Genomic DNA, 12284 nt, shown 5'->3' with positions numbered 1-12284 from the left:
CTATCAGGCTTTCTGTACCGTGATGCTCCAGGCAGCGTCGCCCGCCTGCTGGAAATCAGTCACGGTGTGCCCCTCTTCCGCCGCCCACTGAGGAATCGCTTCCGTCGCCTGGGTGCAGTCGAATTCAATCACCAACTGGTCGCCGCTGGCCATTTCGGCCATTGCTGCTTTTGCTTCGATCAGTGGGAACGGGCACACCTGGGTGACCACATCGAGTTTTTTTACCGTCATCTTTTTTACTCCTGTTATGCCGTAGCGGTTTTCAGCTTCGCTTTACGCTGCGGACGCACATACAACATCCACGACGCGGTCCACACGCCGAGGATCATAAATACCAGGCCAATCCAGCCCTGCCAGGTCATCATCGCGGTCATCACCAGTCCGTTACCGATCGAGCAACCGCCTGCAATGCTGGCGCCGAAGCCCATCAGCACGCCACCGGAGGCACTGCGCAATGTGGTGCTGGCATCGGCGGCACGCACGCGGAACTCGCGGCTGCCTTTGGCTGCGATAAAGGAGCCGAGGAAAATACCCAGCACCAGGAAGACGCCCCAGTTAACGTATTTACTTTCGCCAGAAACGAGGAATTGCAGAATGTTGGCGGTCGGCGAGGTGATGCCTAAACCAAACATACGCCCGGTGGCTTCGCTCAGCGGCCATGCCAGCAGCGCGATTAGGCCAATCAACACGGCGGTAACGAAGGGATGCCAGCGTTTTTCAAACAACAGATGCGCCAGCCCCGTACGGCGCGGCGGCAGTGAAGCTACTTTCAGCTTCGGTTTGCGCAGTTCTTTACTAACCAGCCAGAGAGTAGCAATCAGCAGCACGGCAATCAGCGGCCAGACGGAGATATTCAGGGTTTCCGCAATGCCGTTGTGCGCAGTGGTGTGCTGCCCCAGAAACGCGTTCAGCCCGGCTGCGTGCGGCGAGCGCATTACCGCGCTCATCACCATATAGGTAACCAGCGCAATCCAGCTGCCAATCAGCCCTTCCCCGGCGCGATACCAGGTCCCGGTCGCACAGCCGCCCGCATAGACGATACCAATACCAAAGACAAAACCGCCCACCACGGTGCCGAGCCACGGGAACGCGCCCGCATCATACTGCACCAGCCCGGTTTGAATCAGCGCGAAGACGCCAAGGCTTTGTACCGAAATAGCGATCAGTAAGGCATAAAACATGCGATTGTTTTTCGCGATATACATATCGCGGAAACCGCCGGTCAGGCAGAAGCGACCACGCTGCATCACAAACCCCAGCAACGCGCCACAAATTATTCCGCTCACGATCATCTGCAACATAAAAATTAATCAACCTGGAAAATATCAGTGCGTAAATTATTCCAGCCACACCTGCCAGGAACCAATAACCAAAACCTCTATGATATTCCGTTTGGTTATTTATCGATTATTTTTAGAAACCACGTGAAATTAAGGCATAAAAAAACCGGAGGCATTTGGCCTCCGGTTTTTTAGCGAATCTTAAAAGATTACGCGACGTCTTCGTACTGCGGAACCGGGTTGCGGAAGCTTTTGGTCACGCATGCCAGGTAGATCAGGCCGATAGCCGCCCAAATCAGACCCAGAACCATTGAGCTCTCTTCCAGGTTAACCCACAGCGCACCAACGGTCAGCGCACCACAGATTGGCAGGAACAGATACTGGAAGTGGTCTTTCAGCGTTTTGTTACGCTTCTCGCGGATCCAGAACTGTGAAATCACGGACAGGTTCACGAAGGTGAACGCCACCAGCGCACCAAAGTTAATCAGCGCCGTTGCCATGACCAGGTCAAAGTTGATTGCCAGCAGCGCAATCGCGCCCACCAGGATGATGTTCATCGCCGGAGTACGCCATTTCGGGTGTACATAACCGAAGAAGCTTTTCGGGAACACGCCGTCACGACCCATAACGTACATCAGACGCGCAACACCTGCGTGCGCCGCCATACCGGATGCCAGTACGGTAATGGTGGAGAAGATCAGCGCGCCAACCTGGAACGCTTTACCTGCTACGTACAGCATGATTTCAGGCTGTGACGCATCCGGATCTTTAAAGCGAGAGATATCCGGGAAGTAAAGCTGCAGGAAATAGGTGGAGAAGATGAAGATCAGGCCACCGATCAACGCAGTCAGGAAAATTGCACGCGGAATCACACGCTCAGCATCTTTCGTCTCTTCAGACAGGTTGCTGATGCCGTCAAAGCCGGTAAACGAGAAGCACAGGATCGTTGCCCCGGTAATCATCGGGATTACGTGCGCATCGCCAGACCAGAACGGACGCGTGCTGGTCAGCGTACCCGCGCCTTCACCATGGAACAGACCATAAATGATCATGCTCAGGATAACGGCAATCAGCACCACCTGGAACACCACGATAACGGTGTTGAAGTTGGCGACAGATTTAATGCTGCGCAGGTTGAAGGCAGTCATGAAGGCCACCAGCGCAATCACGAATACCCACGACGGGATAGACGGCACCAGGGCTTCAAAATAGATTTTAGCCAGCAGGATGTTGATCATCGGCGCGAACAGATAGTCGAGCAGCGACGACCAGCCCACCATAAAGCCTACGGTCGGGCTGATGGATTTCTGGGCGTAAGTATAGGCAGAACCCGCAGACGGGTAGCGACGTACCAGCTTGCCATAGCTCAGCGCGGTGAACAGAATCGCCACCAGTGCAAAGCCGTAGGCAGTCGGCACATGACCGTCTGTCAGACCAGATACGATACCGAACGTATCAAACAGCGTCATTGGCTGCATATAGGCAAGGCCCATCATGACAACCGGAATCAGCGTAAGGGTTTTACGTAATTCCACGCGAGAGGTGTTTGGAGTAGCGTTATGCGACATGGTTATTCTCCTTACGGGTGAAAACCGTCGCAAAAACAAAAAATTGCCCCATTTTTTTGATTTCCTCAGCGACAACAACTGTCGTTTTTTAAGTAAGTATCTATCCGGTACGAAGCCCGGCCTCTTTTATTGAATGATTTGTTTGATGCAAAAAAATAACCGACGCGTATTAAAACGTCGGTTAGTCTCATATTTTGCAAGCGGCACATTCTGCATCAAATTGACATAAAAATACAAGAGAATGTGAAGCCGATCGGCTAACTTCGCTATCTAACCGATTGATTATTCAGCAGCGGTCGAATTATAGACCGCAGCTATAGCACTATTTGCTAAAACAGCATCCCGCCACCATGCACTGGCGAGCCCGGAAGTCTGTTCATTCCAGCCAATCCAGACCGGTTCAAAGGGGATATGGGCGACCACGGATTTTTCAACCAGCGCTCCACTTTCGAGGAAGCGTTGAGCGAGATACCGGGGCACATAACCACACCCTAACCCACTGATTTGTAATTCAAGTTTCGTTTTGAAATCGAAGACCGTAATCGCTTGTTGATCATCAAGAAGTTGCTGAAATGTGGCGCATTCTGGCGAGGTGTTATCCCCGACAACAATCGCGCGAAAACGCTTGATCGTTCGACGTGATAAAGGCTCTGGCATTTGCGCCAGAGGATGATGCGCCGCTACCACAAAAATCTGCTCCAGTTGGCCAAGCGGCAGGAAACCAAAGCCACTTAGCGGAGGCGGTTCACGTAATGCGCCGACAATAATATCTGCGTTGCCCTGAATTAATGCCTGCCATGAACCACCCAGCACGCCATTAATAAATTTCAGCCGGGTAACGCTGTGATGTTGATAAAAGGTTTCAATTAATGGCGCCAGCAGTGAAAAAGGAAATGTATCATCCACGCCAATCACCAGTTCATTTTCCCACCCTTCATGCAATTTCACCGCCTGCTGCTCCAGCTCGCGCACCGTGTGCAGCACTTCCCTGCCCTTTTCCAGCAGCATCTGCCCGGTACGGGTGAATGTCGCCCGGTGGCCGCTACGGTCGAGAAGTTGAATATTGAGGTCACTTTCCAGCTTATGAACGGTGTAACTGAGGGCTGACGGGGTTTTGTAGAGCTTTGCCGACGCCGCGGCAAAGCTCCCTTCTTTATCTAATGCATCAAGAATAATCAGCACATCGAGCAAAGGCTTCATGGTCGTCCCCTTGCATCAGGCTGAACGCCGAGGCGGGTTATTCCATCGGCATTAACAGCGGATCAGGATGCTGGTATTCGAAACCCAGCTCATGGCAAATACGGTTGCCATCAATAAGTTTGCCCGTGCCGCTGCCCGCATGCTGCGAAAACACCGGCGTCTCCAGACCCAGCTCGCGCGCCATTTGCGGATAAAAAATTTCGCGGGCCGGATGAAGGGGCGCACATATATTATAGATATGTCCGCCTTTCGGAGCCTGCAATAACAGCGTAATCGCAGAAATCACATCCTCCAGATGCACCAGATTCACGCCATGCTGGCCGTCCGGCGCGGATTTCCCGGCAAAGAATCGGCCCGGATGACGCCCCGGCCCCACCAGCCCCGCCAGACGCAGAATATCAACGGACGTCCCCGGCAGGTGATGCAGCCAATCTTCCAGCTCTTTCAGGACCTTGCCGCTCGACGTTACGGGCTCGCGCGGCGAACTCTCTTTAATCGTCCCCTGCGTATTTCCATACACCGACGTGGAACTGGTAAAAATAATGCGCGGGATATGATGGGCGAGCGCGGTATCCACAATCTCCTGCACCGCCTGACGATAAAAATCTTCACCCTCGCCGCTGCGGCGCGCCGGTAAGGTAATCACCAGCGCGTCTACATTCATCAGCGCGTCTAAATCTTCCGCGTCACAAACCAGTTGTGGCTCAAGGCGTAACGGGTAGCTGTCAATCCCGCACATCCGCGCCGCTTCCACCCCATCCTGCGTCGTTTTGCTGCCGGTAACCTGCCACCCACGCGCCGTCAACGCCAGCGCCAGCGGCATGCCCAACCAACCTAATCCGACAATCGCGACCTTTTTCATGCCTGCTCTCCTGGTTTCTGGCTATCCTTCTTCTATAAGGCTACGCCAGCCTGAGGTAACTGACAATTTATAGTGTGAATATGAAATGATTTAAAGATTGAAAAAACCCCTTGCCTTCAACGGTGAAAGTGGGCTAGGTTAAAAGACATCAAGTGAATACTCATTCAACGAGAGATTAATTATGTGCGTTCAATTTAAACACCACCATCACCATCATCCTGACTAGTCTTTCAGGCGATGTGTGCTGGGAGACGTCTAGATCTTCCAGTGGTGCATGAACGCAAGAGAGCCCCCGGAAGATTTCTTCCGGGGGCTTTTTTTTGAACTAAATTCAGCAGGGTAAGAGGAAATCAGAATGTTAGATAACAGCCGTTTACGCATAGCTATGCAGAAATCAGGTCGCCTGAGCGATGATTCACGCGAATTACTCGCCCGTTGCGGCATTAAAATCAATCTCCACACCCAGCGCCTGATCGCGATGGCGGAGAACATGCCTATCGATATTCTGCGCGTGCGTGACGACGATATTCCGGGGCTGATTATGGATGGCGTGGTTGACCTCGGCATCATCGGCGAAAACGTGCTGGAAGAAGAGCTGCTGAGCCGCCGCGCGCAGGGTGAAGACCCTCGCTACTACACCCTGCGTCGTCTTGATTTCGGCGGCTGCCGCCTGTCGCTGGCCACCGCCGTGGATGAAGCCTGGGACGGCCCGGCAGGTCTGGACGGCAAACGCATCGCCACCTCTTACCCGCACCTGCTCAAACGTTACCTCGATCAGAAAGGTATCGCGTTTAAATCCTGCCTGCTGAACGGTTCCGTTGAAGTGGCCCCGCGTGCTGGCCTCGCCGATGCGATTTGTGACCTGGTCTCCACCGGCGCAACGCTTGAAGCCAACGGCCTGCGTGAAGTGGAAGTGATTTACCGCTCCAAAGCCTGCCTCATCCAGCGCGACGGCGAGATGAGCGAAGCCAAACAACAGCTGATTGACCGCCTGCTGACCCGTATTCAGGGCGTGATTCAGGCGCGTGAATCGAAATACATCATGATGCACGCCCCAACCGAACGTCTGGATGAAGTGATCGCCCTGCTGCCGGGTGCCGAACGCCCAACCATTCTGCCACTGGCAGGCGACCAACAGCGCGTGGCGATGCACATGGTAAGCAGCGAAACCCTGTTCTGGGAAACAATGGAAAAACTGAAAGCGCTGGGTGCCAGCTCGATTCTGGTGCTGCCGATTGAGAAGATGATGGAGTAACGACCATGAGCTTTAACACCCTGATCGACTGGAATGGTTGTAATAAGGAAGAGCAGCAGGCGCTGCTGATGCGCCCGGCGATTTCGGCTTCCGACAGCATTACGCGCACCGTCGCGGAGATCCTGGATAACGTTAAGCAAAACGGCGACCGCGCCCTGCGCGAATACAGCGCGAAGTTTGATAAAACCGACGTGACTGCGCTGAAAGTCACCGAAGATGAGATTGCCGAGGCCAGCCGCCGCCTGAGCGATGAACTGAAAGCCGCGATGAAGGTCGCGGTGAAAAATATCGATACCTTCCACACTGCGCAAATTCTGCCAGGTGTGGATATCGAAACCCAGCCGGGCGTGCGCTGCCAGCAGGTTACGCGCCCTATCGCCTCGGTGGGCCTCTATATTCCGGGCGGTTCTGCGCCGCTCTTCTCTACCGTATTAATGCTGGCGACACCAGCGCGCATTGCCGGTTGCCAGAAAGTGGTGCTCTGCTCGCCACCACCGATTGCCGATGAAATTCTGTATGCCGCACAACTGTGCGGTGTGAAAGAGGTGTTTAAAGTCGGCGGCGCACAGGCTATCGCCGCGCTGGCACTCGGTACCGAGTCAATTCCGAAGGTGGATAAAATTTTTGGGCCGGGCAACGCTTTTGTGACTGAAGCCAAACGCCAGGTTAGCCAGCGTCTGGACGGTGCCGCTATCGACATGCCAGCGGGCCCGTCTGAAGTGCTGGTGATTGCCGACAGCGGCGCGACGCCAGACTTTATCGCCGCCGATCTCCTTTCACAGGCGGAACACGGCCCGGATTCGCAGGTGATCCTGCTGACGCCGGACGCCGACATCGCGCGTGGCGTGGCGGAAGCCGTGGAACGTCAGCTTACGGAGCTTTCCCGTGCCGACACCGCGCGTCAGGCGCTTTCTGCCAGCCGTTTGATTATCGCTCGCGACATCGCTCAGTGCGTGGAGATTTCCAACGCCTACGGCCCGGAGCACCTGATCATTCAGACCCGCAACGCCCGTGACCTGGTGGACAATATCACCAGCGCAGGCTCCGTTTTCCTCGGCGACTGGTCGCCGGAATCGGCAGGCGATTACGCCTCCGGCACGAACCACGTGCTGCCGACGTACGGTTACACCGCAACCTGCTCCAGCCTGGGGCTGGCGGATTTCCAGAAACGCATGACCGTGCAGGAGCTCTCCCGCGACGGTTTTGCGTCTCTCGCCGCCACCATTGAAACGCTGGCCGCAGCCGAACTGCTGACCGCCCACAAAAATGCCGTCACCCTGCGCGTAAATGCCCTGAAGGAGCAAGCATGAGCATTGAAGAGTTAGCCCGCGAGAATGTGCGTAATCTGACGCCTTATCAGTCTGCTCGCCGCCTGGGCGGCAAAGGCGATGTCTGGCTTAATGCCAACGAGTTCCCGACGCCGGTCGAATTTCAGCTTACCGCGCAAACGCTGAACCGCTACCCGGAATGTCAGCCAAAAGCGGTGATTGAAAACTACGCCGCCTATGCCGGCGTAAAGCCGGAGCAGGTGCTGGTCAGCCGTGGCGCAGATGAAGGCATCGAACTGCTGGTGCGCGCGTTTTGTGAACCGGGCAAAGATGCAATTCTTTACTGCCCGCCGACTTACGGCATGTACAGCGTGAGCGCGGAAACCATCGGCGTAGAGTGCCGCACCGTACCGACGCTGGAAAACTGGCAGCTCGATCTCCCCGCCATCGCTGACAAGCTCGACGACGTGAAAGTGGTTTACGTTTGCAGCCCGAATAACCCGACCGGGCAGCTGATTAACCCGCAGGATTTCCGCACGCTGCTGGAGATGACGCGCGGTAAAGCGCTGGTGGTTGCCGACGAAGCTTACATTGAGTTTTGCCCGCAGGCGACGCTGGCAGGCTGGCTGAACGAATACCCGAATCTGGTGATTCTGCGCACGCTCTCCAAAGCCTTTGCGCTCGCCGGTCTTCGTTGTGGTTTTACCCTGGCGAATGAAGAGGTTATCGCCCTTCTGTTGAAAGTGATTGCCCCTTATCCGCTTTCTACACCGGTTGCGGATATTGCCGCGCAGGCGCTGGCGCCGCAGGGCATCACCGCGATGCGCGAGCGTGTGGCGCAAATTCTGGCAGAGCGTCAGTATCTGGTGGCGAACCTTGACGGCATACCGTGCGTGGAACAGGTCTTCGACTCTGAAACCAATTACATTCTTGTGCGAATTAAAGCGTCCAGCGCGGTGTTTAAATCTTTGTGGGATCAGGGCATTATCTTACGAGACCAAAATAAACAACCTTCTTTAAGCGGCTGTTTGCGTATCACCATCGGCACCCGCGAAGAGAGCCAGCGCGTTATTGACGCTTTGAATGCGGAGAATGTATGACCCAGAAGTTTCTCTTTATTGACCGCGACGGCACCCTGATTGCAGAGCCGCCGAGCGATTTCCAGGTTGACCGTTTCGAGAAACTGGAATTTGAGCCTGACGTTATTCCGACGCTGCTGACCCTGCAAAAAGCGGGTTACAAGCTGGTGATGGTCACCAATCAGGATGGGTTGGGCACGGATAGCTATCCGCAGGCTGACTTCGATGGCCCGCATAATCTGATGATGCAGGTTTTCAGCTCACAGGGCGTTCACTTCGAAGACGTGCTGATTTGCCCACACTTCCCGGCGGATAACTGCGACTGCCGCAAACCGAAAACAAAGCTGGTCACCGCCTGGCTGGCCGACGGCGTGATGGATAAAGCCAACAGCTATGTGATTGGCGATCGTGCCACCGATATCCAGTTGGCAGAAAACATGGATATCATCGGCCTGCGCTATAACCGCGAAACGCTGAACTGGGCGACGATTGGTGAGCAGCTCACCCGCCGCGACCGTTACGCGCACGTCGAGCGTAAAACCAAAGAAACGCAGATCGACGTCAAAGTATGGCTGGACCGTGAAGGCGGCAGCAAAATCAATACCGGCGTCGGATTCTTCGACCACATGCTGGACCAAATCGCCACCCATGGCGGCTTCCGCATGGAGATTGCCGTGCAGGGCGACCTGTATATCGACGATCACCACACGGTGGAAGATACCGGCCTGGCGCTGGGCGAAGCGTTAAAAATGGCGCTGGGCGACAAACGTGGCATCAACCGTTTCGGCTTTGTGCTGCCAATGGATGAATGCCTGGCACGCTGCGCGCTGGATATCTCCGGGCGTCCGCACCTCGAATATAAAGCCGAGTACACCTACCAGCGCGTCGGCGACCTGAGTACTGAGATGATCGAGCACTTCTTCCGCTCGCTCTCCTACACCATGGGCGTGACGCTGCACCTGAAAACCAAAGGTAAGAACGATCACCACCGCGTGGAGAGCCTGTTCAAAGTCTTTGGTCGCACCCTGCGCCAGGCGATCCGTGTAGAAGGCGATACCCTTCCCTCCTCAAAAGGAGTGCTGTGATGAACGTCGTTATCCTCGATACCGGCTGCGCCAACCTGAATTCGGTAAAGTCTGCCATCAGCCGCCACGGTTATGATCCGGTGGTGAGCCGTGACCCGGACGTGGTGCTGCGCGCCGATAAACTGTTTCTGCCGGGTGTCGGCACCGCGCAGGCGGCAATGGACCAGATTCGCGAACGTGAACTGGTCGAGCTAATTAAAGCCTGCACCCAACCGGTGCTGGGTATTTGCCTCGGGATGCAAATCCTCGGCAGCCGCAGCGCAGAAAGCAACGGCGTCGACCTGCTGGGCATTATCGACCAGGACGTGCCGAAAATGACCGATTTCGGTCTGCCGTTGCCGCACATGGGCTGGAACCGCGTCTACCCGAAAGCGGGCGACCGTCTGTTCCGGGGTATCGAAGATGGCGCGTACTTCTATTTCGTCCACAGCTACGCCATGCCGGTGAACCCCTACACCATCGCGCAATGTAACTACGGCGAACCGTTTACCGCGGCGGTGCAGAAAGATAACTTTTACGGCGTGCAGTTTCACCCGGAACGTTCGGGTGCGGCCGGGGCGCAACTGCTGAAAAACTTCCTGGAGATGTAATGATCATTCCAGCTTTAGATTTAATTAATGGCACGGTAGTACGTTTGCATCAGGGCGATTACGCCCAACAGCGCGACTACGGTAACGACCCGCTGCCACGTTTACAGGATTACGCCGCTCAGGGCGCGCAAGTGCTACACCTGGTCGATTTAACCGGCGCGAAAGACCCGGCGCTGCGCCAGATCCCGTTGCTGAAGCAACTGGTTGCGGGCGTGAACGTGCCGGTACAGGTTGGCGGCGGCGTGCGCACCGAAGACGATGTAGCCGCGTTGCTGGATGCTGGCGTTGAACGCGTGGTCGTCGGATCGACGGCGGTAAAATCCCCGGACATCGTTAAAGGCTGGTTTACCCGCTTTGGCGCGGAGCACCTGGTGCTGGCGCTTGACGTACGCATCGACGAACAAGGCGCGAAGCAAGTCGCGGTTAGCGGCTGGCAGGAGAATTCCGGCGTCACGCTGGAAGAACTGGTTGAAACCTATCTGCCGGTTGGCCTGCAACACGTACTGTGCACCGATATTTCGCGCGATGGCACGCTGGCAGGCTCTAACGTCTCGCTGTATGAAGAAGTTTGCGCCCGCTACCCGCAGGTGGCATTTCAGTCTTCCGGCGGTATAGGCTCGCTGGCGGACATCGCCGCTCTGCGCGGCACCGGCGTGCGCGGCGTGATTGTGGGCCGTGCACTGCTGGAAGATAAATTCACCGTAACGGAGGCCATCCAATGCTGGCAAAACGGATAATCCCCTGCCTGGACGTGCGTGATGGTCAGGTCGTCAAGGGCGTGCAGTTCCGTAATCACGAAATCATCGGCGACATTGTGCCGCTGGCGAAACGCTATGCCGACGAAGGCGCAGATGAATTAGTGTTTTACGATATCACCGCCTCCAGCGATGGCCGTGTCGTCGATAAAAGCTGGGTTTCCCGCGTCGCGGAAGTCATTGATATCCCCTTCTGCGTCGCCGGTGGCATTAAATCCATCGACGACGCCGCGAAGATCCTCTCATTTGGCGCGGATAAAATTTCCATCAACTCCCCGGCGCTTGCTGACCCGGAGCTGATTACCCGCCTGGCGGATCGTTTTGGCGTGCAGTGCATCGTAGTCGGGATCGACACCTGGTTTGACGCCGACAGCGGCAAATATCACGTCAATCAATACACAGGCGATGAAAGCCGCACCCGTGTCACCCAGTGGGAAACTCTCGACTGGGTGCAGGAAGTGCAAAAACGCGGCGCGGGTGAAATCGTCCTTAACATGATGAACCAGGACGGCGTGCGCAACGGCTACGACCTGGAACAACTGAAAAAAGTGCGTGAAGTCTGCCACATTCCGCTGATTGCCTCAGGCGGCGCGGGCACTATGGAACACTTCCTCGAAGCCTTCCGCGATGCGGATGTCGATGGCGCGCTGGCCGCCTCGGTATTCCACAAGCAAATTATTAATATTGGTGAATTAAAAGCGTACCTGGCCGCACAGGGCGTGGAGATACGGGTATGTTAACTGAACAACTGGACTGGGAAAAAACCGACGGACTGATGCCCGCCATCGTACAACACGCGGTTTCCGGCGAAGTATTAATGCTGGGCTACATGAATAAAGAGGCGCTGGCGCAGACAGAGTCGTCCGGCAAAGTGACGTTTTACTCCCGCACCAAAGAACGTTTGTGGACCAAAGGTGAAACCTCCGGCCATTTCCTGAATGTGGTGAGCATCACGCCCGACTGCGACAACGACACGCTGCTGGTGCTGGTCAACCCGATTGGCCCAACCTGCCACAAAGGCACCTCCAGCTGCTTCGGCGACGCCAGCCACCAGTGGTTGTTCCTGTATCAACTGGAACAACTGCTGGCCGAGCGCAAAACCGCTGACCCGGAAAGCTCCTACACCGCACGCCTGTACGCCAGCGGCACCAAACGCATCGCGCAGAAAGTGGGTGAAGAAGGTGTAGAAACCGCACTGGCGGCGACGGTGAAAGACCGCTTTGAGCTGACCAATGAAGCGTCGGATTTGATGTATCACCTGCTGGTGTTGTTGCAGGATCAGGATCTTGATTTGACGACCGTGATTGAGAACCTGCGCAAACGCCACCAGTAAGTTTTCATC

The 12284-nt window shown here is 55.6% G+C and carries 15 protein-coding genes and 1 other annotated feature; of the genes, 9 read left to right on the top strand and 6 right to left on the bottom strand.

Features of this window, described 5'->3' with window-relative positions:
• Positions 1–3: 3 nt before the first annotated feature.
• The 6 genes from tsuB to G163CM_RS03030 all read right to left on the bottom strand — a co-directional run bounded on the left by tsuB (position 4) and on the right by G163CM_RS03030 (position 4910).
• Positions 4–231, bottom strand: a complete 228-nt coding sequence (tsuB, locus tag G163CM_RS03050; protein ID WP_015963873.1) for a thiosulfate utilization sulfurtransferase TsuB/YeeD — start codon at positions 229–231, stop codon at positions 4–6.
• A 14-nt stretch (positions 232–245) separates the two neighbouring features.
• Positions 246–1301 carry a thiosulfate utilization transporter TsuA/YeeE gene (gene tsuA, locus G163CM_RS03045; RefSeq protein WP_149462347.1) on the bottom strand — a complete coding sequence of 352 codons (1056 nt, stop codon included), beginning with the start codon at positions 1299–1301 and terminating at the stop codon, positions 246–248.
• 188 nt (positions 1302–1489) lie between these two features.
• Complete coding sequence (gene plaP, locus G163CM_RS03040) at positions 1490–2848, bottom strand: putrescine/proton symporter PlaP (RefSeq protein ID WP_015963871.1); 1359 nt, start codon at positions 2846–2848, stop codon at positions 1490–1492.
• Positions 2838–2900, bottom strand: a complete 63-nt coding sequence (yoeI, locus tag G163CM_RS23525; protein WP_108475379.1) for a membrane protein YoeI — start codon at positions 2898–2900, stop codon at positions 2838–2840. The genes plaP and yoeI overlap by 11 nt, the downstream gene beginning before the upstream one ends.
• Before the next feature lie 230 nt (positions 2901–3130).
• Positions 3131–4048: a LysR substrate-binding domain-containing protein gene (locus G163CM_RS03035; RefSeq protein WP_231826876.1), complete on the bottom strand. Its 918-nt coding sequence runs from the start codon at positions 4046–4048 to the stop codon at positions 3131–3133.
• A 37-nt stretch (positions 4049–4085) separates the two neighbouring features.
• Positions 4086–4910, bottom strand: a complete 825-nt coding sequence (locus tag G163CM_RS03030) for an SDR family oxidoreductase (RefSeq protein ID WP_231826875.1) — start codon at positions 4908–4910, stop codon at positions 4086–4088.
• Positions 4911–5088: 178 nt separating this feature from the next.
• On the opposite strand from G163CM_RS03030, the gene hisL reads away from it, so the two are divergent.
• From hisL to hisIE, 9 genes are all read left to right on the top strand, one after another.
• Positions 5089–5136, top strand: coding sequence for a his operon leader peptide (gene hisL / locus G163CM_RS23520; RefSeq protein WP_420851436.1), 48 nt, complete (start codon positions 5089–5091; stop codon positions 5134–5136).
• Positions 5112–5232, top strand: a sequence feature (His leader region). Its footprint overlaps the gene before it by 25 nt.
• 33 nt (positions 5233–5265) lie before the next feature.
• Positions 5266–6165 carry an ATP phosphoribosyltransferase gene (gene hisG, locus G163CM_RS03025; RefSeq protein ID WP_015963868.1) on the top strand — a complete coding sequence of 300 codons (900 nt, stop codon included), beginning with the start codon at positions 5266–5268 and terminating at the stop codon, positions 6163–6165.
• 5 nt (positions 6166–6170) lie between these two features.
• On the top strand, positions 6171–7475 hold the full coding sequence (gene hisD, locus G163CM_RS03020) for a histidinol dehydrogenase (RefSeq protein ID WP_231826874.1): 1305 nt from the start codon (positions 6171–6173) through the stop codon (positions 7473–7475).
• Entirely contained in the window at positions 7472–8533 is a 1062-nt protein-coding gene (gene hisC / locus G163CM_RS03015; protein ID WP_231826873.1) for a histidinol-phosphate transaminase, read from the top strand. The genes hisD and hisC overlap by 4 nt, the downstream gene beginning before the upstream one ends.
• A complete protein-coding gene (hisB, locus tag G163CM_RS03010; RefSeq protein WP_231826872.1) occupies positions 8530–9597 on the top strand; it encodes a bifunctional histidinol-phosphatase/imidazoleglycerol-phosphate dehydratase HisB in 1068 nt (355 codons plus the stop codon). Before hisC ends, hisB begins: the two co-directional genes overlap by 4 nt.
• Positions 9597–10187, top strand: a complete 591-nt coding sequence (gene hisH / locus G163CM_RS03005) for an imidazole glycerol phosphate synthase subunit HisH (RefSeq protein ID WP_231826871.1) — start codon at positions 9597–9599, stop codon at positions 10185–10187. Before hisB ends, hisH begins: the two co-directional genes overlap by 1 nt.
• Entirely contained in the window at positions 10187–10924 is a 738-nt protein-coding gene (gene hisA / locus G163CM_RS03000; RefSeq protein WP_231826870.1) for a 1-(5-phosphoribosyl)-5-[(5-phosphoribosylamino)methylideneamino]imidazole-4-carboxamide isomerase, read from the top strand. Before hisH ends, hisA begins: the two co-directional genes overlap by 1 nt.
• Entirely contained in the window at positions 10906–11682 is a 777-nt protein-coding gene (gene hisF / locus G163CM_RS02995) for an imidazole glycerol phosphate synthase subunit HisF (RefSeq protein WP_231826869.1), read from the top strand. The genes hisA and hisF overlap by 19 nt, the downstream gene beginning before the upstream one ends.
• Positions 11676–12275 (top strand): bifunctional phosphoribosyl-AMP cyclohydrolase/phosphoribosyl-ATP diphosphatase HisIE, encoded by a 600-nt coding sequence (hisIE, locus tag G163CM_RS02990; RefSeq protein WP_231826868.1) that lies wholly within the window; start codon positions 11676–11678, stop codon positions 12273–12275. Before hisF ends, hisIE begins: the two co-directional genes overlap by 7 nt.
• Positions 12276–12284: the final 9 nt, after the last annotated feature.

The sequence above is a fragment of the Pseudocitrobacter corydidari genome (genome assembly GCF_021172065.1).
GTDB lineage: Bacteria > Pseudomonadota > Gammaproteobacteria > Enterobacterales > Enterobacteriaceae > Pseudocitrobacter > Pseudocitrobacter corydidari.
This window is presented reverse-complemented; position numbering and strand designations above follow the sequence as displayed.

Excerpts from the sequence above, each read along its gene's own strand:
- tsuB (WP_015963873.1), bottom strand. The coding sequence starts at position 231 with ATGACGGTAAAAAAACTCGATGTGGTCACCCAGGTGTGCCCGTTCCCA.
- tsuA (WP_149462347.1), bottom strand. The coding sequence starts at position 1,301 with ATGTTGCAGATGATCGTGAGCGGAATAATTTGTGGCGCGTTGCTGGGG.
- plaP (WP_015963871.1), bottom strand. The coding sequence starts at position 2,848 with ATGTCGCATAACGCTACTCCAAACACCTCTCGCGTGGAATTACGTAAA.
- G163CM_RS03035 (WP_231826876.1), bottom strand. The coding sequence starts at position 4,048 with ATGAAGCCTTTGCTCGATGTGCTGATTATTCTTGATGCATTAGATAAA.
- G163CM_RS03030 (WP_231826875.1), bottom strand. The coding sequence starts at position 4,910 with ATGAAAAAGGTCGCGATTGTCGGATTAGGTTGGTTGGGCATGCCGCTG.
- hisG (WP_015963868.1), top strand. The coding sequence starts at position 5,266 with ATGTTAGATAACAGCCGTTTACGCATAGCTATGCAGAAATCAGGTCGC.
- hisD (WP_231826874.1), top strand. The coding sequence starts at position 6,171 with ATGAGCTTTAACACCCTGATCGACTGGAATGGTTGTAATAAGGAAGAG.
- hisC (WP_231826873.1), top strand. The coding sequence starts at position 7,472 with ATGAGCATTGAAGAGTTAGCCCGCGAGAATGTGCGTAATCTGACGCCT.
- hisB (WP_231826872.1), top strand. The coding sequence starts at position 8,530 with ATGACCCAGAAGTTTCTCTTTATTGACCGCGACGGCACCCTGATTGCA.
- hisH (WP_231826871.1), top strand. The coding sequence starts at position 9,597 with ATGAACGTCGTTATCCTCGATACCGGCTGCGCCAACCTGAATTCGGTA.
- hisA (WP_231826870.1), top strand. The coding sequence starts at position 10,187 with ATGATCATTCCAGCTTTAGATTTAATTAATGGCACGGTAGTACGTTTG.
- hisF (WP_231826869.1), top strand. The coding sequence starts at position 10,906 with ATGCTGGCAAAACGGATAATCCCCTGCCTGGACGTGCGTGATGGTCAG.
- hisIE (WP_231826868.1), top strand. The coding sequence starts at position 11,676 with ATGTTAACTGAACAACTGGACTGGGAAAAAACCGACGGACTGATGCCC.